The sequence below is a fragment of the Parasphingorhabdus sp. genome, assembly GCF_048267785.1.
Taxonomy (GTDB): domain Bacteria; phylum Pseudomonadota; class Alphaproteobacteria; order Sphingomonadales; family Sphingomonadaceae; genus Parasphingorhabdus.
This window is the reverse complement of sequence record NZ_JBLWWU010000029.1, coordinates 1-17,039: the sequence shown is the minus strand read 5'-3', so window position 1 is coordinate 17,039 and position 17,039 is coordinate 1. Positions and strand designations below refer to the sequence as shown.

The window sequence follows — 17,039 nt, the reverse complement described above, 5'->3', positions numbered from 1 at the left end:
CCCTTTGTTTCCGCCAAGCAGCTATTTTCGCATGATCCCCCGATCGCAAGACTTCAGGGATTATGCGCCCTTCCCATATTTGAGGTCGGGTATATTGCGGATATTCCAGAATTCCGTGCTCGAAACTCTCGTCATCTCCGCTAGACGACGCGCCCATTACCCCGGGAAGCAGTCGAATGCAAGCGTCTAAAAGCACCAAAGCGCCCATTTCTCCGCCTGACAGGACATAATCGCCTATCGAGACTTCTTCGATCGGGCGCGCATCGAACAGACGCTCGTCAAATCCTTCAAAACGGCCGCAGATTATGGTGACGCCGGGACCGGCTGCAATTTCCCGGACACGCGCCTGGGTGAGCGGTTTTCCGCGGGGGGTCATCGCAAGAATTGGAGCAGTTGGCAGGCTAGAAGCCGTTCGTCCTGAGCCTGTCGAAGGACCTGTTTCTTCAGCCGCCGTCCGTACTTCGACAAGCTCAGCACGAACGGAGTTCTGTGCCGCTACCTTACCGGCCATTCGTTCCACCGCGTGGTCGACCGCTGCCGCCATGACGTCAGCCCGCAACACCATGCCAGCCCCGCCACCCGCCGGCGTATCATCGACGCTGCGATGCTTGTCGGTGGTAAAATCACGCGGGTTGATGGTGTCAAGTGACCACTTGTCCTCCGAAAGCGCCCTGCCCGCCAGCGATGTGCCGAGCGGCCCGGGGAACATTTCCGGATAGAGAGTGAGTATTTGGGCGGTGAAGGTCATCGTATTGGTTCTATCCAGTGACCAGCGTCTATCGCTTTAGCAATGTGCTCCAAGGTCAATCGTTCCAATTTGCCGGGATAACCAAATGTCCCGCGAAACGGCCAACTAATCAACTGCCAGATCAACATCGGCAAAAAAAGAAGCGATAACCCTTCGCCCATCATCGCAAATCGGCTCCACGGCCATTGATAGACCTCATCTCCATATTTTTTAGCTATAAGATCGATAAACTCTACTACATCGTCACCAGCGATCCTCAAATCTTGATCGACGGCGGTCTCTGCATCAATCGATTTTAAGCCAGACACTTGCCTAGCCATAGAAATAACATTTGAGAGTGTATTTTCGTTCACACAACAAGCTCCGAGTTCGAAATGCTTGGAGAATGAGTCAAAATTGGCGCGGTGACCGTCATTTCTTCTTGCGCCAGTTTATCCACAATATGGACGTCGTCATACCGACGAAAAAACTGCCAAACATACCCACGGCGGCTCCGACGGACATATACACCATGCCTTCCCGGCCACAGACCTGAATATCCCGACACTGATCAGATTGCAGCCACCACATGTTGAACAACCAATAGACCACAAATAATCCCGGTATCGGAAGACTGGCCCAGAACGGCAGCCAGGCGAGATTTATGTCCGGCTTGAACCGTTTCGCAATCTCGATAATCGCGACGGTCAGCCCTGCTATCAGGAAAATGATGACAATCAGCATCATAGCGGTTCGACAATCGCCGGATCATCACCTGTATCGATCCCAGTCGCGCGAGCCGTCGCTTTTCTGCTCTTGGTGGTGTTTCTGATCTCCAGAACCACGAATGTCATGATCGAGATGACTACCCCCATGGCGGCATATGTGAGCGCTGTTTTTACGGGGTTATCAGCAACAATCGTGCTTTTTGAGAAAATGATATAGGCCATGACGGGGGTGAGAACCAACTGCCCTGCCATTACCGTTCCCGCCATGCGGACCGATTGACCGTGCTTCCGGCTCAACTTCCAGCCCGCAAAGGCAGGCCCGACAACCAGCGCGAAGACCAGCAGGATATAGAATATCGGGCCGATCACTCCTCGACAAACTCCGCTTCGACGATTGCCGGATCGCCACTCATGTCGATCGCAATGACCGGAACCATGAACTTTTTGCCATTGGCGCGTTCGATCTCGATCACGTCCCCGGCGCCAAATTCATAGATAGCGAATATCTTGCCAAGTTCCTCGCCCGCGTCGGAGACGCAGCGCAGGCCGATAATATCGATATGGTAGAATTCGTCCTCGCCCAGTTCCGGCAAGGCCGAACGCGGGACGGACAGTTCTGTACCGCGGGCGGCTTCGGCGCCGTTGCGGTCGGTTATTTCGGCGATCCGCGCAATCGCACCCATTTTATGGGGTTTGACCGATTTCAGCGTGAATGCACCGCCGTTGAACGTCTTGTGCGCCTTGAGACTGTCCAGGCTGTCACAAAACAGCTTGAGCCGGACTTCCCCGGTCACCCCGTGCGCGCCAATGATGACGGCAAGGGGGACGGGTTTGCCCGGATCAACCGTATCCAAGGATTAGCCCTCGGACTTTTCTTCAGCAGGTGCTTCTTCCGCAGGAGCCTCTTCAGCGGCGGGTGCTTCTTCCGCAGCCGGAGCTTCTTCAGCCGGAGCGGCAGCGGCTTCCTTGGCAGCTTCTTCAGCTGCAGCGGCTTTTTCCGCTTTCTCTTCGAGACGCTCGGTGGCTTTTTCGCCTGGCTTACCCTTGTTCGGGTTGTTGCGCGCTTCGCGCTTCAGCAGACCAGCGGCGTCGAGAAAACGGGCGACGCGGTCAGAAGGCTTGGCGCCCATTTCCAGCCAATGTTTCGCACGCTCGGTATCCAGAACAACACGCTTTTCGTCGTCTTTTGCGAGCAGCGGGTTGTAGCTGCCGATCCGTTCGATGAACTTGCCGTCGCGCGGTGCGCGGGTGTCAGCGATTACGATCCGGTAATAAGGACGCTTCTTGGATCCGCCCCGGGACATTCTCATTGCTACTGCCATGTTAAAAAACCTTTCTAAAAATACATAAATTCAAATTGTTACGACTATTTCTTCTTATTCAATAAATTTGCCAGATCGGGCGGAAGTCCGCCGGGCGACATGTCGGGAAGACCAGGCATGCCAGCGAGGCCACCATCCTGTCCGCCCATGCCGGCACCGGCTGCGCCACCTCCGCCGCCAAACATCGACATCAGCCCTTTGATCCCGCCCATCTTCTTGATGCGCTTCATCGCCTTGGCCATTTCCTGATGCATTTTGAGCAGCTTGTTGACGTCCTGCACCGTTGTACCGGAACCGATCGCCACACGCCGCTTGCGCTTTGCATTGAGCAGACCCGGGCGGGTCCGTTCTTCCTTGGTCATCGAGCCGATGATTGCATCCATTCGGACCAGAACCTTCTCGTCCATCGCACCACCGGCCATCGCCGCTTTCGCCTTTTTCATGCCGGGCATCATCGATGCCATAGCGCCCAGACCACCCATCTTGGTCATCTGGTTCAACTGCGAGCGCAGATCGTTGAGATCAAACTGCCCTTTGAGCATTTTCTCGGCAAGCGCTTCGGATTCTTCCTTGTCGACAACCTGAGCCGCTTTTTCGACCAGACTGACAACATCGCCCATGCCCAAGATCCGGCCCGCAACGCGTTCGGGATGAAATTCTTCAAGCGCATCGATTTTTTCGCCGACACCGACGAACTTGATCGGCTTGCCGGTAACCGCGCGCATTGACAGGGCAGCACCGCCACGTGCATCGCCGTCCATGCGGGTAAGCACGACACCGGTCAGCGGGACCTGGTCGGAGAAATTCTGTGCAACGTTGACGGCGTCCTGTCCGGTCAAGGAATCTACCACCAGCAGAATTTCCTGAGGCTGGGAAATATCGGCAACCGACTTCATCTCGTCCATCAACTGCTGATCGACGTGGAGACGTCCGGCGGTGTCCAGCAGCAGGACATCAAAGCCCTGCAGTTTCGCGGCCTGCAACGCGCGTTTGGCAATCTCTACCGGCTGCTGCCCGGTGACGATCGGAAGAGTAGCGGCGTTGATCTGCTCACCCAATACGGCGAGCTGCTCCTGAGCCGCAGGACGATTGACGTCGAGCGAGGCCATCATGACCTTCTTGTTCTCTTTGTCTTTCAGTCGCTTGGCAATTTTCGCCGTGGTGGTCGTTTTACCCGATCCCTGCAGACCAACCATCATGATGATCGCAGGCGGCGCGACCGACAGTTCCAGCCCACTGACTTCCGACCCCAGCATTTCGGCGAGACCGTCGTTGACGATCTTGACCACCTGCTGGCCCGGAGTCACCGATTTGAGGACCGATTGACCAACGGCCTTCTCGGTCACTTTCTCAACGAAATCCTTGACCACCGGCAGAGCAACATCGGCTTCAAGCAAAGCGATCCGCACTTCGCGCATCGCACCACGAACATCTTCTTCCCGCAGCGCACCGCGGCCGCGCAGCTTATCGAAAACTCCACCAAGGCGGTCGCTTAACTTATCGAACATGTTCCCGCCCTTCCTTCTTCAAAACGACCAATTTCCCGGCCAACGCAAAAAACGCCGATGGGCGAAACCTCGCTGATCGGCGTGTGAGTTTTTTAAACTCTAAACTGAATCGGCAATCAGATATTGCCTCTAGCGCCGGTCCACTAATCCACTTTACCGCAAATCGCAAGCCCGGATTTCAGCTAGTATAGATTGATCTTAACTAGAAATTGAGAACTGCTGGCGTAAGAAATCTATAATAACAGCGGGGGATTTCATTATGGCTGGACCAGTAGCCGACGAACGCGTCCAAACTATGAAAAACGTATATAAACTTTCAGCCAGACGTGACGCTTTAACCGGCGTCATTGTCATTTGTGCCATTCTGATGTTTGCGAGCACGGGGGGGACCGTATTGTCGGATGCCATCACTTCCCTGTCCGGCCAGGCCGGCGGCAGCGATAATATATTGGGTTCGGCTTTCCTGCTCAATATCGCGCTTATTCTGTTTGGATGGCGTCGTTACAGGGATCTTTCGCTCGAAGTGGAAGAAAGGGCGGCTGCCGAACAACGTGCCCATTTACTCGCCGTTACCGATCCGCTGACCGGATTGCTTAACCGCCGGACCATCGAAGAGAAAACGACCGATCTGGTCGACGCGGCCGAGCGGAAATATAAAAGCGTCGCGTTTCTGATGCTTGATCTCGACAATTTCAAAAATATCAACGACGTATACGGCCATAACGCTGGCGATACCGTCCTGAAGCATGTGGCGAGCCGCATTGCCAGCGTCCTGCCGCCCAAGAACCTGCTCTCACGGTTAGGGGGCGACGAATTCGCCTGCGCGTTTATTTTTGATCCGGAGCAGCCGGAAATGGTCGAGAGGATTGCGGATGATCTGATTGACGTGATCGCTTCGCCAATCATCGAAAATGGCATCCATCTCGTTGTAACCACTTCGATCGGTATATCGTGCTATGATCCTGCAGCTAATGGCGTTGATGCCCTGATGCGGCAAGCCGATATCGCCATGTATAACGCGAAAAAACAGGGACGGAATCGCCATTGCTGGTTCGATGACACGATGGAGAAGGAACTACAGACGCGCAATTCCCTCGAGACCGAGATGCGCGCGGGCATTCCAAAGGGCGAGTTCGTGCCCTATTATGAACAGCAGATAGATCTTGCGACTGGCAAGCTAGAGGGCTTCGAGATGCTCTGTCGGTGGGAATCCCGGACACAAGGGCTTATTTCTCCTGAAATATTCATCCCGATTGCCGAAGAAACCGGAATGATTGGTGACCTCTCGCTCAGTGTCTTGCGACAATCGTTTGATGACGCCAAACATTGGGACCCAAGCCTCACCATTTCGGTGAATATTTCGCCGATTCAGCTCCTTGATCCTTGGCTGGCCCAGAAAATAGTGAAGCTGCTCGTGGAAACCGGTTTTCCGGCAAATCGTCTGGAAATCGAGATTACCGAGAGTTCGCTGTTTGAAAACCTCAGCCTGGCGCAATCCATCGTCGACAGCCTGAAAAATCAGGGCATCAAGATCGCGCTGGATGATTTTGGCACCGGTTATAGCTCGCTTGCCCATTTGCGCGCCCTGCCCTTTGACCGGATCAAGATCGACCGCAACTTCGTGACATCGATACTTGAAAATCCGGAAAGCAAGGCAATCGTCAAGGCAATCAACGGCCTGGGAGACAGTCTGGGCATAACGATCACCGCCGAGGGCATTGAGGACAAGGAAACCGAAGACGAATTGCGCAGTCTGGGCTGCACCAAAGGTCAGGGCTGGTATTATGGCCGTCCTCTGTCGGTCCATCAAACCCGCGAGATTTTGGCGGAACGCAATTTGTTGCCGGCCAAACCGGTGGCAGAAAGCGACCGTCCGGACATCGAAACATCAGCTTCGACCGCTGTCGAAGATTTGCACAAGAACGTTGGCTAGAACTAGTTGCCGACGGTCAGCATTAGCCGAATTGCTGGACTCGCACGAACTGCATCCCTAAATCGCCTGACATGATGACCGGACGCTTTCACAAAATGCATGGATTGGGCAATGATTTTGTCATTATCGATGCGCGCGACCAGACCATCGAATTGTCCGGTGCAATGGTCGCGGCGATTGCAAACCGGCACAGCGGGATCGGCTGCGACCAATTGATCATCTTGCGCCCGTCCAGTAAAGCCGACGTCAGAATGCAGATTTTCAACGCCGATGGCAGTGAAGTGGAGGCCTGTGGCAACGCCAGCAGATGCGTCGCCAAGCTGATTGGTGACGAAACCCGGATCGAAACCGATGGCGGGATTATTACCGGCAACGCAACCGAAGATGGCGCCATCGTCGACATGGGCACACCCCGGTTTGAATGGCAATCCATACCACTCGGCTATGCGATGGACACGCTCAACATGCCAGTTGGCTGGGAAGATCTGCAAAATCCTGCCGCCGTCAATGTCGGCAATCCGCATGTGATTTTTTTCGTGGACGATAGCGATAACGTCGAACTTGACCGGCTCGGCCCGATGATCGAGGTCGATCCCCTGTTCCCCGACAAAGTGAATGTCAATGTTGCCCATATCAAGGACGGCACAATCCATTTGCGCGTCTGGGAGCGCGGCGTAGGCTTGACCCGGGCCTGCGGCACCGGAGCCTGTGCGACTGCCGTTGCCGCAATCAGACGCGGCCTGGTGACCAGTCCCGTGCAAGTGGAATTACCGGGCGGAACCCTGGTCATCAGCTGGGAAGAAGGCAATACAATCCGGATGCAGGGCCCGACCACCTATGTCTTTTCGGGTGAATCTGACTGGACCCAGTTCGGATGAGCGCACCGGAAATGATCAGCATGGGCTGCCGGCTCAATATCGCGGAAAGCGAGACGTTGCGGCAGAATCTGGCCGCCCATAATATTGACGGGGACAATCTGATTATCGTCAATAGCTGCGCTGTGACCAACGAAGCAGTCCGGCAGACGCGGCAGGCCATCCGCCGGGCCAAGAAAGACAATCCGGAGAAAAATATAATCGTGACCGGCTGCGCTGCGCAAGTCGATCCCGCGATGTTCTCCGCCATGCCGGAAACCAGCGCGGTGGTCGGCAATTTCGACAAATATGACGCGGCCAATTTCAAACTCGGTCTGCAAAGCAATCGTCCGGATATCAGGGTTTCCGATATCATGCGGGTCACCGAAACCGCTCCGCATATGGTCAGCGCCTTTTCCGACCGGTCGCGCGCCTTTGTCGAGATTCAGAATGGCTGTGACCATCGCTGCACATTCTGTATCATCCCCTTTGGTCGAGGCAACAGCCGCTCGGTTCCCGCCGGACTTGTCGTGGATCAGGTGCAGGCTCTGGTCGACAAGGGCTTTCAGGAAGTCGTGCTGACCGGGGTCGATGTCACCAGCTATGGCCCCGACCTGCCCGGCGAGCCGACACTGGGCATGTTGATCGAACGGATATTGAAGCACGTCCCAGCCCTGCCAAGGCTCCGGCTTTCCTCTCTGGACGGTATCGAGATTGATGACCGTCTGTTTGACCTGCTCACCGGCGAAGCGCGGCTGATGCCCCATATCCACCTGTCGCTCCAGTCCGGCGATAATATGATCCTGAAGCGCATGAAGCGGCGGCACAACCGGGAGCAGGCGATCGATCTGGTCGAACGGCTGAAAGCCAGACGTCCGGAGATTGCGATCGGGGCCGATATTATCGCCGGTTTCCCGACCGAAGATGACGCGATGTTTGCCAACAGCCGTTCGATAATCGAGCAGTGCGATGTTGTTCATGGCCATATTTTTCCCTATTCGCCGAAACAGGGCACTCCGGCAGCGAAAATGCCGCAGGTTGACGGACAGTTGATAAAGAAAAGAGCGCGAATATTGCGCGAGGCCGTTGCCCGGCGCGCGCAGGCATGGCGCCGGTCATTGATCGGGTCGAAACAGACCGTGCTCGCGGAAATTTCCGGTGACAGCGGCTATTCGGAGAGTTTTGCCCGCGTTCTACTGGACGCGCCGGCAAACAAAGGCCAGATGGTTCCGGTAGAAATTACGGGCATGCAGGATGAACAATTGATTGGCAGGATAGCGGCATGACCGAAAAGAACAGTTGGAAAGATCGTCTGTTCGGCGGCTTTGGAAAAACTTCGGCGCGGCTGACGGAAAATCTCGCCGGGCTGGTGACCAAGGCCAAGCTGGACGAAGCCACGCTCGACGATATCGAAGATGCGCTGATCATGTCGGATCTTGGTCCTGCTACCGCCGCCTCGATCCGGGAAAAACTTGCAGCTGAACGGTTTGAAAAAGGGCTCAGCGAACATGCGGTGAAGGAGATAATCCAGCGCGAAATAGCCGCCATATTGGAACCGGTTGCGATACAGCTCGAAATAGACGCTTTTCCACGGCCCCAGGTGATATTGGTGATCGGGGTCAACGGTTCCGGCAAGACCACGACGATTGCCAAGCTCGCCCATCTCTTTCTGGAACAGGATTATGGTGTCATGCTGGCCGCCGGCGATACCTTTCGCGCCGCGGCGATCGGGCAGCTTAAAATCTGGGCCGAGAGGCTGGGTGTACCTATCGTCAGCGGCCCGCAGGGCGGCGACAGCGCCAGCATCGTCTACGAAGGCGTCAAACAGGCCACCGCAACCGGCATCGACGTATTAATCGTCGATACAGCCGGGCGGTTGCAGAACCGCACCGAGTTGATGGACGAGCTGGACAAGATTCGGCGGGTGCTCGGGCGGCTTAATCCGGAAGCACCGCATAATGTCGTACTGGTCCTGGACGCGACGACCGGACAAAATGCCCTTTCTCAGATAGAAGTTTTCCAAGATGTCGCCAAAGTGACCGGACTGATCATGACCAAGCTGGACGGCACCGCGCGCGGCGGCGTGCTGGTCGCAGCAGCAAAACAATATGGTTTGCCGATTCACGCGATCGGGATCGGGGAAAGTGTAGATGATTTACGACCGTTCAAGGCCGAAGATTTGGCCGCAGCCATAGCCGGGATAGAAAAATGACCGAAACGACAGCAATTGAAGAAATTCCAAAAGACCACCGCGGTTTGAACTTCGCGCTCGATTTCGGGCCGCTGCTGATATTCTTCCTCGTCTACAAATTCGGCGCTCCGGCAGGCAATCCGATCACCGCAGCCGTCTATGGCACGGTTGCCTTCATGATCGCGATTATCATTGCCATGATCATTTCAAAATGGAAGCTGGGCAAGATTTCACCCATGATGTGGATGTCTGCCATCCTGATTCTGGGATTTGGGGCACTGACCATCTATTTCAATGACCCACGGTTCATCCAGCATAAGCCAACGATCATTTACGCCGGATTTGCGGCGATATTATTTGGCGGATTGTTGCGCGGAAAAGCGATGCTGAAAAGTCTGCTGCAAGCGGCGTTTGAAGGGTTGAACGACGAGGGCTGGCTGAAACTATCCCGCAACTGGGGGATATTCTTTGTCGCAATGGCCATTGCCAACGAGCTGATGGTAGCGACTTTGAGCTTTGACTGGTGGCTCACGATCAAGGTGTGGGGCGTCACCACCGCCTCTTTCGTCTTCGCGATGGCCAATATTCCGATGCTGATGAAGCATGGCTTCTCGGTCGAAGAAAAGCCGCGCCCCGACAGTCAGGACGCGGCTTAATCTCCTTGGCTTCTTTTAGCCCTGATCGGCGCGGCTGACACCGTCTCCGTCAAGGTTGAGGGCAACAAAGTCCCAGTCGATTGCATTGTCGAGCAGCGCGGACACATAGTCCGGACGCGCGTTCTGGTAATCCAGATAATAGGCATGTTCCCAGACATCGAGCGTCAGCAGAGGCTTCACGCCATGCGCGACAGGCGAGTCGGCATCATGGTAGGATGTGATTTTCAACTCATCCCCGTCGAGTACCAGCCAGGCCCAGCCACTGGCGAAATGGCCGACAGCTTCGTCCTTGAATTTGGCTTTGAAATCTTCGATCGAACCGAAGGCGTTTTCCAGACGGTCTTTCAGTTCGCCGGAAATCTCCTTTTTCTCCGGTGAAAGGCACAGCCAGTAAAAGCTGTGGTTCCACACCTGGGCCGCATTGTTGAACAGGCCGCCATCTGCCGCTGCAATGACCTCCGAAAGCTTTTTGCCCTCGTTGGCGGTGCCTTCGATCGCGTCATTGGTCTTGCTGACATAGGCATTGTGATGCTTGCCATGGTGATAGTTGAAGGTGTCCTCGGAGATTAAATCTCCGAAGGCAGTTTTTGCATAAGGAAGCGGGGGAAGTTCAAAAGCCATTTTGTCTTTTCTCCATTTGTAGGTGACATACGCTGCGTAAACGCATCAATCGAAGGAAAGATGCAAGGGGAAATATGCCTTTCAGCGCTTCGGAACGGCAAAAAACCATTTTTTCGTGACATGCAGCCGACACGGACATAATGTTAGGGCCTAAATGTAAAATAAAATCTGGGGGGATGACTAATGGCGAAGTTTTTTGGAAACCTGAATGCAGTAATGATTGTGGGGCTGATTGCTGCTCTTGCACTGATGTTTGGCCTGCACGGCGATATGGTCACAGGGAATAGCATCGGCCGCTGGCTTCACCTGTTCTTTGGCGTACTATGGATCGGCCTGCTATATTATCTCAACTTTGTTCAGGTGCCGTTGATGCCGACCATTCCTGACGAACTGAAACCTGCGGTCGGCAAACATATCGCGCCGAAGGTCTTGTTCTATTTCCGTTGGGCTGCCTTGCTGACAGTGGTGACCGGCCTTTATGTCGCATGGGTGAGCGGTTGGGTCCATCAGGCGATGACGCTGCAAGAACCCTATGCAATGATCGGTGCCGGCATGTGGATCGCCATTGTGATGGCGGCCAATGTCTGGTTCATCATCTGGCCCAAGCAGAAAAGAGTTCTCGGCATTGTCGAAGCAACGGCCGACGAAAAAGCGGCAGCCGGGAAAATCGCGCTGATGGCATCGCGCACCAATGTCCTGCTTTCGCTGCCGATGTTCTACGCGATGGTAAACGCCAACGCTGGATAAAATGGAAGATATGGAAGCATGAAAAGAGGGCCTGGCGGCCCTCTTTTTTTATGACCCGAGCAGATCGTGCCGTTTCAGCGCATGGCGTAGCTGGTCATAGGTCAGGTTCAACGCCTTGGCGGTTTGCCGCTGGTTGTAGCGCGATTTGGCCAGCGCGCTTTCCAATATCCGTTTTTCAAAAGCTTCTACCGCCGTCTTCATATCGTCGACATCATATAGCGCAGATTCCGATGCATGCGGTTCATTGGGCGCAGGCGAGACTTTTGCGGGTGATGGCGCAGCTTGCTCGTTTTCCTGCCGCGATCTGGTCTCCCGTGGTTTCCACGGCGATTCAAAAGGGTCGAACACGACATGGTCAACCGGTCTGCTGTGATCATTCCATTGATAGACCGCGCGCTCAATCACATTCCGCAATTCCCGCACATTGCCGGGCCACGTGTGGCGACTCAACGCTTCGGAAGCGAGGCGGCCAAAGCCGGGCCATGTCGGCCAATCAAGTTCAGCCGCCATCCGGCGGCCGAAATAGTCGGCGAGCACCGGAATATCGCCTTCCCGCACCCGCAGCGGCGGCAAAGTGACAACTTCGAAAGACAGACGGTCAAGCAAATCAGCCCGGAATTTATTATCCTCCGCCATTTTCGGCAGATCGGCATTTGTCGCCGCGACGATGCGGACATCGACTCGCTGCGGTCGGGATGATCCGATCCTGGTGATTTCCCCATATTCCACCGCCCGCAACAGACGTTCCTGCGCGCCGGTCGACAAGGTTCCCAGTTCGTCAAGGAACAACGTCCCGCCATCCGCTTCCTCGAACCGCCCTACCCGCGCCTTGCTTGCGCCGGTAAAGGCACCGGCTTCGTGACCAAACAATTCCGCTTCAATGAGGGTTTCCGGCATGGCAGCGCAATTGAGGGTAACGAACGGACCATCCCAGCGCAGGCTGAGCCGGTGAAGACGTTCCGCGATCAGTTCCTTGCCGGTTCCACGTTCACCGACTACAAGCACGGGGCGGTCCAGCGGTGCCGCCCGACTGGCTTTTTCGACTGCGTCGAGAAAAGCGCCCGATTCCCCGACAAACTGATTTTCCCGTTTCATGGCCAATATATAGTGCAAATTCCTATTAAATAGCAATTAATACTATGTTCACGTTGCGGAAAAATCCACTATTTCGTTATTTATCAATAGGATAGATAATTTGGCACGGGTTCTGCAAAGTAGGTGTCAGATACGAAATACACCAACCACTGGAGGAAATCATGCCAGCATTGAACAAAATGACCCGCACCGATATTTCCGCGATCATCTCGATCCTGCTATTTGGCGTGACGATCATGATCAGCGCAGTCGGACCCGCACAGGCCGAAGGCACGATCGCAAGCACCCAAATCGCTTCCCCTCCTGTCAGCCTGATCAACGTTGGTTATCGGGCATGACAGACAAAATGGCCGGGACCACTTCTTTCCCCCTTGCCGAAGTCAAGTCCCGGCCACCTTTTGAAATTCAACAGGATGATGTAGAACAGGATTGGGGCCAAGGCTCGAACAAGTTCAAACACAACCACAAACGCAACCGGAGTATGTACATGGCTGGTATTTTTTCAAGAACACGCGACATCATCGCCGCCAATGTCACCGACATGCTGGACAAGGCGGAAGACCCGTCAAAAATGATCCGCATGATCATCCTTGAGATGGAGGAAACTCTGGTCGAAGTTCGTGCCTCGGCGGCTCGTACAATTGCCGATCAGAAGGAAATGCGCAGGCATATCGACAAGCTCGATCATCTGACCGAAGACTGGAGCGAAAAGGCCCAGCTCGCACTTTCCAAGGATCGTGAAGATCTGGCCAAGGCGGCGCTGGTTGAAAAGCGCAAGGCCGCCGACATGGCCGACCAGCTGAAAGCGGAAATTCAGGTCCTCGACGAAGCGCTTCGCTCTTCAGAGGGTGACATCGCCAAATTGCAGAAAAAACTGCAGGAAGCCCGCTCGCGCCAGAGCAGCCTGGTCAATCGACTGGAGAGCGCCGAGAACCGCGTAAAACTGCGCGAAATGTATAATGGCGAAAAGGTCCACGATGCCTTCTCCCGTTTCGAATATCTCGAACGCCAGGTCGATTTTGCTGAAGGCCGCGCTGATGCGCTTGGCATGGGTGGCGAACCGCAGAGCCTGGAGAACCAGATCGCGGCGCTGGAATCCAGCGACAAGGTCGATGAAGAACTGGAAGCCATGAAGGCGGCCATGAAAAAAGGTGACGTATAATGGAAGATATTTTTGTACCCTTATTTGCCGTACTCGGCGTCTTCGTCGCGTTCCCTTGGATCATATTTCACTATGTCACCAAGTGGAAAACCGCCGCGACCATCACCAACGAAGATGAAAACTTGCTGGAGGAACTGCACCACATGGCCCGCCGTCTGGATGACCGGATGGAAACCATCGAGCGGATCATGGCAGCGGACAATCCTGACTGGCGTCAATCTGCCCTGCCCAGGGCTTCCACCGACCCTGTTCCCACGCTCGACAATTTTGACGAGCTGTTGAAAAAAGAAAGGCACCCATCATGAGCTCCTCCCGCACGAAATTCTATCTCGACAAAAAACGCGCGAAATGGAGCGGGGTATGCGCCGGGATTGCCGACTATACCGGCATCAATGTGGCATGGGTCCGACTGGCAGCGATTATCGCCACCGTCACCTTCGCCTTTCCCTGGACGCTGGTCGCCTATTGGATCGCTGCGAAAATTTCCGAGCCAAAACCCCGTGAGATGTATCTGAGCGACCCGGAAGATACCAAATTCTGGCAGGGCGTGCGCCAGTCACCGCGCCGCACGACCCGGGATATCAAATCACGGTTCCGGGAAATTGATCGCAAGCTGGCCGACATGGAACTTTACTACACCAGCAAGAATACGGCGCTGTCGAACGAGATAGAAAGTCTGCGCTAAGCGCCTCAACAGGGAGAATGGATATGGATTGGGGAAGCCCGCAATTTGTTATCGCGATTATCGCCATCAGCTACGGAGCGTGGATCGTGAACAACTGGATCCGAGCCAAACATGGCTATGAACTGGAAGATGAATGGGGCGGAAAAAGTGGAAAATCTTCAAAATCCGGTCCGGACGAACATCGCAAGATCGAATTGCTGTCCAACGAAAATGCAGAATTGGTCGGCAAGATCGACCGCCTGCAGGAACGCCTCCAGGTCCTTGAGCGGATTGCCACAGACCCGGCGAAGCGCACTGCCGATGAAATCGAAGCGCTCCGGGAGCAAAACTGATGGACCCGGAAAAGATTGCCTTGATCACCGAGATCGCTCCGATAATCGCAGTTGTCACTGCCATTGCAGTTGGCGGCTGGGTCGTCACCACCTGGATGCGGATCAAGAACGGCTACCCTCTCGAAAACCAGTGGGGCAAGTCGGTCTATCCCAGGACAGATCGTGAAGCGGTCGAACGGGTCAAATTGCTGACCAACGAAAATGCCGAATTGCGGGCTGAAATCGGTTCGATGAAAGACCGACTCGCCAATGTCGAACGGATCGTCACTGATGACAGCCACCGACTAACCCAGGAAATCGAGCAATTGCGCGACAAGCGCACAAATTAGACCAATCCATGGAGCCTATAAAATGGAATTTCCAATGCTTATCCCTATCCTCGGCATCTCGTGCGGATTGCTCGCGATTATCGGCGGCGTTTTCGTAAAGCCCTGGATAAAATACAAACAGGAACAGCTTAAGGTGCAAACGCAGATGACAGCGGAAAAGGCCGCGCAATATGCCGCGCATACGGAATTGCTTGAACAGCGCGTTCGGGTTCTTGAGCGCATAGTGACCGACAAGGGCATGGATGTTTCACAACAGATTGAACAATTACGGGATGCTAGCGAAATGAAGGAGCTGAACTGATGGGTGATCTTGTCTGGGCATTGATACCATTGGCGCCTTTCATGCTGGGCGGGCTCGTGATCTGGACCCGGCACCAAAGCAAAATGGCAGAAAAATACGGCCACCTTCCCAATAAAGTCGATCCCGATGCCGAGCAGATGCGCGAGGAAATGAGATATTTGAAGGAACGCGTTGCGGTGCTGGAGCAGATCACCACCGATGGACACAGCACCAAGCAGCTCGAAAATGAAATTGAACAATTGCGGGACCGCTAGTCCGGTCCGGAAGATAGAAGTAGAAGGACAAGCATGATGCAAGACTCTGCAATTTACATGATCACCGCAGCCTTTTCACTGATTGGATTGACCGTCGTCGCTCTTGTGGCCCTCCGTGGATGGCGCGACTGGATTGCCCTGAAATCCCGCGAACTGGAACAGCGGCGGGAGGATAATCCGCCAACCGCCACCTCACGGATTGAGGTTGCCGACCTGAAAGAACGCATCCGCAAACTCGAAGCCATCGCAGCAGGCGTGGAGCTTTAGTCACTCACCGTTCGTGCTGAGCCTGTCGAAAAGAATCGGCCAGAGTGCGTGCCGCCTGCCCTTCCTCAGTCCCAGCACGAATGGGGAATTGTCCCAAGACCAGTAGATGGATAGCGCGTCGCAAACGGACGGCTAAAAACGGGTGACCTTGGCCCCGGACACTGCTAACCGCCACCCCATGAGCAAAATTGACGACCTGATCGAAGAATATGAGTTCCTCGAACCCGATGATCGCTACCGTCTGTTGATCGATCTCGGCAAACAGCTTGATCCGATGCCGGATGCGCTAAAAACCGATGCGACCCTGGTTCGCGGCTGTTCTGCGTCTGTATGGGTCTATCCGACGCAACTGGATGACGGGCGCCTGCATTTTCTCGCCGACAGCAATGCCGCGATTACCAAGGGTATTATCGCACTGGTGCTGGAAACGGTGCAGGATCAGCCGGCGGAGACCATCAAAAATACCGATATCGCCACCGTGCTGCAACCCTTTGATCTCAAGAATCAGCTCAGTTCAAACCGCACCCAGGGCATTCCCAATATGATTGCACTGATCCAGCAGACGGCCGAACGTCTGGAAAAAGCCTAGACCGGCTTCCACACTCGCCGTTCTTCGGCAATGCGCAGCACCTCGAACGCTGCCTGTGCTGTCTGAAATTTTTTCGCGGCCTCGGCATCGCCGGGATTGACGTCGGGATGATATTCCTTGGCCATCGAGCGCCACGCCTTTTTCACCGTTTCAAACTCGACATCGGGAGTCAGGTCAAAAATCTCCAGCGCGGTCATTTCGTCGCGCGATCGGCTGCCGTCACCGGATCCCATCCAGCTATAATGCTTGGCTTCCTGATAGGCATTGGCATCGCGCTGCTCGTCCGCTTCGCGCTTCTTGCGCTCTTCCTTGTCGAGCCCCTCGAAATAGTCCCATCCCCGATTATATTCGGCCGCATGGGTCTGGCAGAAATACCAGCGTTCGGGACTGTTGGGAGATTTGGGCGCAGGACAATTGCCGGGTTCGTTGCAACCGTGCCGGTCACAAATCTTGACTTGTTGCGTTTCGCGGGAGCTTTCATAGCTTCCCCAGCGGGGAAAACCCCAATTATCGGATCGTTTTGCTTTTGGCATAGTCTCTTTTCTAACAGAGGAACCGGGTGAGTTCTACCGTTAAGATAATACCAGAGGGTCTGTAAGCCGGGTTCTGTCCATCCGTCGAAACGGAATAGCCAGCCATTCATCTGGGCCATGCATTGCTGCGTGGCTCTAGCAACCAACCCGGGCAGCAAGCCGAAAAAGCCATATGCCGCCCCTATTTGGTTTTGCTCCAGGTGGG

Annotated in this window: 26 protein-coding genes and 1 other RNA gene; 16 read left to right on the top strand and 11 right to left on the bottom strand. The window is 54.8% G+C overall.

Features of this window, described 5'->3' with window-relative positions; all coding sequences use genetic code 11:
- The 7 genes from trmD to ffh form a co-directional block, all read right to left on the bottom strand.
- Positions 1 to 748 (bottom strand): tRNA (guanosine(37)-N1)-methyltransferase TrmD (gene trmD, locus ACN0VD_RS16380; RefSeq protein ID WP_417596207.1); only part of this gene is annotated, 748 nt, incomplete at its 3' end.
- Positions 745 to 1,101, bottom strand: a complete 357-nt coding sequence (locus ACN0VD_RS16375; RefSeq protein ID WP_417596205.1) for a hypothetical protein — start codon at positions 1,099 to 1,101, stop codon at positions 745 to 747. The genes trmD and ACN0VD_RS16375, both read right to left, overlap by 4 nt.
- A 58-nt stretch (positions 1,102 to 1,159) precedes the next feature.
- On the bottom strand, positions 1,160 to 1,474 hold the full coding sequence (locus tag ACN0VD_RS16370; protein ID WP_417596203.1) for a hypothetical protein: 315 nt from the start codon (positions 1,472 to 1,474) through the stop codon (positions 1,160 to 1,162).
- Positions 1,471 to 1,824 (bottom strand): hypothetical protein, encoded by a 354-nt coding sequence (locus tag ACN0VD_RS16365; protein WP_417596201.1) that lies wholly within the window; start codon positions 1,822 to 1,824, stop codon positions 1,471 to 1,473. The genes ACN0VD_RS16370 and ACN0VD_RS16365 overlap by 4 nt, the downstream gene beginning before the upstream one ends.
- Complete coding sequence (rimM, locus tag ACN0VD_RS16360) at positions 1,821 to 2,309, bottom strand: ribosome maturation factor RimM (protein ID WP_417596199.1); 489 nt, start codon at positions 2,307 to 2,309, stop codon at positions 1,821 to 1,823. The genes ACN0VD_RS16365 and rimM overlap by 4 nt, the downstream gene beginning before the upstream one ends.
- Positions 2,310 to 2,312: 3 nt before the next feature.
- A complete protein-coding gene (gene rpsP, locus ACN0VD_RS16355; protein ID WP_417596197.1) occupies positions 2,313 to 2,777 on the bottom strand; it encodes a 30S ribosomal protein S16 in 465 nt (154 codons plus the stop codon).
- A 44-nt stretch (positions 2,778 to 2,821) separates the two neighbouring features.
- Entirely contained in the window at positions 2,822 to 4,285 is a 1,464-nt protein-coding gene (gene ffh / locus ACN0VD_RS16350) for a signal recognition particle protein (protein ID WP_417596195.1), read from the bottom strand.
- Between the two features lie 295 nt (positions 4,286 to 4,580).
- Here ffh and ACN0VD_RS16345 point away from each other — a divergent pair, with 295 nt between their 5' ends.
- From ACN0VD_RS16345 to ACN0VD_RS16325, 5 genes are all read left to right on the top strand, one after another.
- Positions 4,581 to 6,218, top strand: a complete 1,638-nt coding sequence (locus tag ACN0VD_RS16345) for a putative bifunctional diguanylate cyclase/phosphodiesterase (protein ID WP_417596193.1) — start codon at positions 4,581 to 4,583, stop codon at positions 6,216 to 6,218.
- Positions 6,219 to 6,292: 74 nt separating this feature from the next.
- Entirely contained in the window at positions 6,293 to 7,096 is an 804-nt protein-coding gene (gene dapF, locus ACN0VD_RS16340; RefSeq protein WP_417596211.1) for a diaminopimelate epimerase, read from the top strand.
- Positions 7,093 to 8,358, top strand: coding sequence for a tRNA (N(6)-L-threonylcarbamoyladenosine(37)-C(2))-methylthiotransferase MtaB (gene mtaB, locus ACN0VD_RS16335; RefSeq protein WP_417596191.1), 1,266 nt, complete (start codon positions 7,093 to 7,095; stop codon positions 8,356 to 8,358). The genes dapF and mtaB overlap by 4 nt, the downstream gene beginning before the upstream one ends.
- The gene (gene ftsY / locus ACN0VD_RS16330) at positions 8,355 to 9,284 is read left to right on the top strand and encodes a signal recognition particle-docking protein FtsY (protein ID WP_417596189.1); all 930 of its coding nucleotides are present in this window, start codon (positions 8,355 to 8,357) and stop codon (positions 9,282 to 9,284) included. The genes mtaB and ftsY overlap by 4 nt, the downstream gene beginning before the upstream one ends.
- Positions 9,281 to 9,919 (top strand): inner membrane-spanning protein YciB, encoded by a 639-nt coding sequence (locus ACN0VD_RS16325; RefSeq protein ID WP_417596187.1) that lies wholly within the window; start codon positions 9,281 to 9,283, stop codon positions 9,917 to 9,919. Before ftsY ends, ACN0VD_RS16325 begins: the two co-directional genes overlap by 4 nt.
- Before the next feature lie 15 nt (positions 9,920 to 9,934).
- On the opposite strand, the gene ACN0VD_RS16320 is transcribed toward ACN0VD_RS16325, so the two are convergent.
- Positions 9,935 to 10,540, bottom strand: a complete 606-nt coding sequence (locus tag ACN0VD_RS16320; protein ID WP_417596185.1) for a superoxide dismutase — start codon at positions 10,538 to 10,540, stop codon at positions 9,935 to 9,937.
- A 183-nt stretch (positions 10,541 to 10,723) separates the two neighbouring features.
- Here ACN0VD_RS16320 and ACN0VD_RS16315 point away from each other — a divergent pair, with 183 nt between their 5' ends.
- Positions 10,724 to 11,287, top strand: a complete 564-nt coding sequence (locus ACN0VD_RS16315) for a urate hydroxylase PuuD (RefSeq protein ID WP_417596183.1) — start codon at positions 10,724 to 10,726, stop codon at positions 11,285 to 11,287.
- Between the two features lie 48 nt (positions 11,288 to 11,335).
- Here the strand turns inward: ACN0VD_RS16315 and pspF are convergent, their stop codons facing one another.
- Positions 11,336 to 12,382 carry a phage shock protein operon transcriptional activator gene (gene pspF, locus ACN0VD_RS16310; RefSeq protein WP_417596181.1) on the bottom strand — a complete coding sequence of 349 codons (1,047 nt, stop codon included), beginning with the start codon at positions 12,380 to 12,382 and terminating at the stop codon, positions 11,336 to 11,338.
- Positions 12,383 to 12,543: 161 nt separating this feature from the next.
- Here pspF and ACN0VD_RS16305 point away from each other — a divergent pair, with 161 nt between their 5' ends.
- The 10 genes from ACN0VD_RS16305 (at position 12,544) to ACN0VD_RS16260 (ending at position 16,301) form a co-directional block, all read left to right on the top strand.
- Positions 12,544 to 12,720 (top strand): hypothetical protein, encoded by a 177-nt coding sequence (locus ACN0VD_RS16305; RefSeq protein ID WP_417596179.1) that lies wholly within the window; start codon positions 12,544 to 12,546, stop codon positions 12,718 to 12,720.
- 149 nt (positions 12,721 to 12,869) lie between these two features.
- The gene (gene pspA / locus ACN0VD_RS16300) at positions 12,870 to 13,544 is read left to right on the top strand and encodes a phage shock protein PspA (RefSeq protein ID WP_417596177.1); all 675 of its coding nucleotides are present in this window, start codon (positions 12,870 to 12,872) and stop codon (positions 13,542 to 13,544) included.
- Positions 13,544 to 13,849, top strand: coding sequence for an envelope stress response membrane protein PspB (pspB, locus tag ACN0VD_RS16295; RefSeq protein ID WP_417596175.1), 306 nt, complete (start codon positions 13,544 to 13,546; stop codon positions 13,847 to 13,849). The genes pspA and pspB overlap by 1 nt, the downstream gene beginning before the upstream one ends.
- The gene (pspC, locus tag ACN0VD_RS16290; RefSeq protein WP_417596173.1) at positions 13,846 to 14,229 is read left to right on the top strand and encodes an envelope stress response membrane protein PspC; all 384 of its coding nucleotides are present in this window, start codon (positions 13,846 to 13,848) and stop codon (positions 14,227 to 14,229) included. The genes pspB and pspC overlap by 4 nt, the downstream gene beginning before the upstream one ends.
- 23 nt (positions 14,230 to 14,252) lie before the next feature.
- Positions 14,253 to 14,561, top strand: coding sequence for a hypothetical protein (locus tag ACN0VD_RS16285; RefSeq protein ID WP_417596171.1), 309 nt, complete (start codon positions 14,253 to 14,255; stop codon positions 14,559 to 14,561).
- The gene (locus ACN0VD_RS16280) at positions 14,561 to 14,890 is read left to right on the top strand and encodes a hypothetical protein (RefSeq protein WP_417596169.1); all 330 of its coding nucleotides are present in this window, start codon (positions 14,561 to 14,563) and stop codon (positions 14,888 to 14,890) included. Before ACN0VD_RS16285 ends, ACN0VD_RS16280 begins: the two co-directional genes overlap by 1 nt.
- Positions 14,891 to 14,924: 34 nt before the next feature.
- Positions 14,925 to 15,191, top strand: coding sequence for a hypothetical protein (locus ACN0VD_RS16275; protein ID WP_417596167.1), 267 nt, complete (start codon positions 14,925 to 14,927; stop codon positions 15,189 to 15,191).
- Positions 15,191 to 15,445 (top strand): hypothetical protein, encoded by a 255-nt coding sequence (locus ACN0VD_RS16270; protein ID WP_417596165.1) that lies wholly within the window; start codon positions 15,191 to 15,193, stop codon positions 15,443 to 15,445. The genes ACN0VD_RS16275 and ACN0VD_RS16270 overlap by 1 nt, the downstream gene beginning before the upstream one ends.
- 36 nt (positions 15,446 to 15,481) lie before the next feature.
- Positions 15,482 to 15,712: a hypothetical protein gene (locus ACN0VD_RS16265; RefSeq protein ID WP_417596209.1), complete on the top strand. Its 231-nt coding sequence runs from the start codon at positions 15,482 to 15,484 to the stop codon at positions 15,710 to 15,712.
- Between the two features lie 178 nt (positions 15,713 to 15,890).
- Positions 15,891 to 16,301 (top strand): SufE family protein, encoded by a 411-nt coding sequence (locus tag ACN0VD_RS16260; protein WP_417596163.1) that lies wholly within the window; start codon positions 15,891 to 15,893, stop codon positions 16,299 to 16,301.
- On the opposite strand, the gene ACN0VD_RS16255 is transcribed toward ACN0VD_RS16260, so the two are convergent.
- Both ACN0VD_RS16255 and rnpB read right to left on the bottom strand, forming a co-directional pair.
- Positions 16,298 to 16,834 carry a J domain-containing protein gene (locus ACN0VD_RS16255; protein WP_417596161.1) on the bottom strand — a complete coding sequence of 179 codons (537 nt, stop codon included), beginning with the start codon at positions 16,832 to 16,834 and terminating at the stop codon, positions 16,298 to 16,300. The two genes, ACN0VD_RS16260 and ACN0VD_RS16255, sit on opposite strands and share 4 nt — an antisense overlap.
- Before the next feature lie 46 nt (positions 16,835 to 16,880).
- Positions 16,881 to 17,039, bottom strand: an RNA gene (rnpB, locus tag ACN0VD_RS16250) — RNase P RNA component class A; the annotation flags it as partial.

Excerpts from the sequence above, each read along its gene's own strand:
- ACN0VD_RS16370 (WP_417596203.1), bottom strand. The coding sequence starts at position 1,474 with ATGATGCTGATTGTCATCATTTTCCTGATAGCAGGGCTGACCGTCGCG.
- rpsP (WP_417596197.1), bottom strand. The coding sequence starts at position 2,777 with ATGGCAGTAGCAATGAGAATGTCCCGGGGCGGATCCAAGAAGCGTCCT.
- ffh (WP_417596195.1), bottom strand. The coding sequence starts at position 4,285 with ATGTTCGATAAGTTAAGCGACCGCCTTGGTGGAGTTTTCGATAAGCTG.
- ACN0VD_RS16345 (WP_417596193.1), top strand. The coding sequence starts at position 4,581 with ATGAAAAACGTATATAAACTTTCAGCCAGACGTGACGCTTTAACCGGC.
- dapF (WP_417596211.1), top strand. The coding sequence starts at position 6,293 with ATGACCGGACGCTTTCACAAAATGCATGGATTGGGCAATGATTTTGTC.
- mtaB (WP_417596191.1), top strand. The coding sequence starts at position 7,093 with ATGAGCGCACCGGAAATGATCAGCATGGGCTGCCGGCTCAATATCGCG.
- ftsY (WP_417596189.1), top strand. The coding sequence starts at position 8,355 with ATGACCGAAAAGAACAGTTGGAAAGATCGTCTGTTCGGCGGCTTTGGA.
- ACN0VD_RS16325 (WP_417596187.1), top strand. The coding sequence starts at position 9,281 with ATGACCGAAACGACAGCAATTGAAGAAATTCCAAAAGACCACCGCGGT.
- ACN0VD_RS16320 (WP_417596185.1), bottom strand. The coding sequence starts at position 10,540 with ATGGCTTTTGAACTTCCCCCGCTTCCTTATGCAAAAACTGCCTTCGGA.
- ACN0VD_RS16315 (WP_417596183.1), top strand. The coding sequence starts at position 10,724 with ATGGCGAAGTTTTTTGGAAACCTGAATGCAGTAATGATTGTGGGGCTG.
- pspF (WP_417596181.1), bottom strand. The coding sequence starts at position 12,382 with ATGAAACGGGAAAATCAGTTTGTCGGGGAATCGGGCGCTTTTCTCGAC.
- ACN0VD_RS16305 (WP_417596179.1), top strand. The coding sequence starts at position 12,544 with ATGCCAGCATTGAACAAAATGACCCGCACCGATATTTCCGCGATCATC.
- pspA (WP_417596177.1), top strand. The coding sequence starts at position 12,870 with ATGGCTGGTATTTTTTCAAGAACACGCGACATCATCGCCGCCAATGTC.
- pspB (WP_417596175.1), top strand. The coding sequence starts at position 13,544 with ATGGAAGATATTTTTGTACCCTTATTTGCCGTACTCGGCGTCTTCGTC.
- pspC (WP_417596173.1), top strand. The coding sequence starts at position 13,846 with ATGAGCTCCTCCCGCACGAAATTCTATCTCGACAAAAAACGCGCGAAA.
- ACN0VD_RS16285 (WP_417596171.1), top strand. The coding sequence starts at position 14,253 with ATGGATTGGGGAAGCCCGCAATTTGTTATCGCGATTATCGCCATCAGC.
- ACN0VD_RS16280 (WP_417596169.1), top strand. The coding sequence starts at position 14,561 with ATGGACCCGGAAAAGATTGCCTTGATCACCGAGATCGCTCCGATAATC.
- ACN0VD_RS16275 (WP_417596167.1), top strand. The coding sequence starts at position 14,925 with ATGCTTATCCCTATCCTCGGCATCTCGTGCGGATTGCTCGCGATTATC.
- ACN0VD_RS16270 (WP_417596165.1), top strand. The coding sequence starts at position 15,191 with ATGGGTGATCTTGTCTGGGCATTGATACCATTGGCGCCTTTCATGCTG.
- ACN0VD_RS16265 (WP_417596209.1), top strand. The coding sequence starts at position 15,482 with ATGCAAGACTCTGCAATTTACATGATCACCGCAGCCTTTTCACTGATT.
- ACN0VD_RS16260 (WP_417596163.1), top strand. The coding sequence starts at position 15,891 with ATGAGCAAAATTGACGACCTGATCGAAGAATATGAGTTCCTCGAACCC.
- ACN0VD_RS16255 (WP_417596161.1), bottom strand. The coding sequence starts at position 16,834 with ATGCCAAAAGCAAAACGATCCGATAATTGGGGTTTTCCCCGCTGGGGA.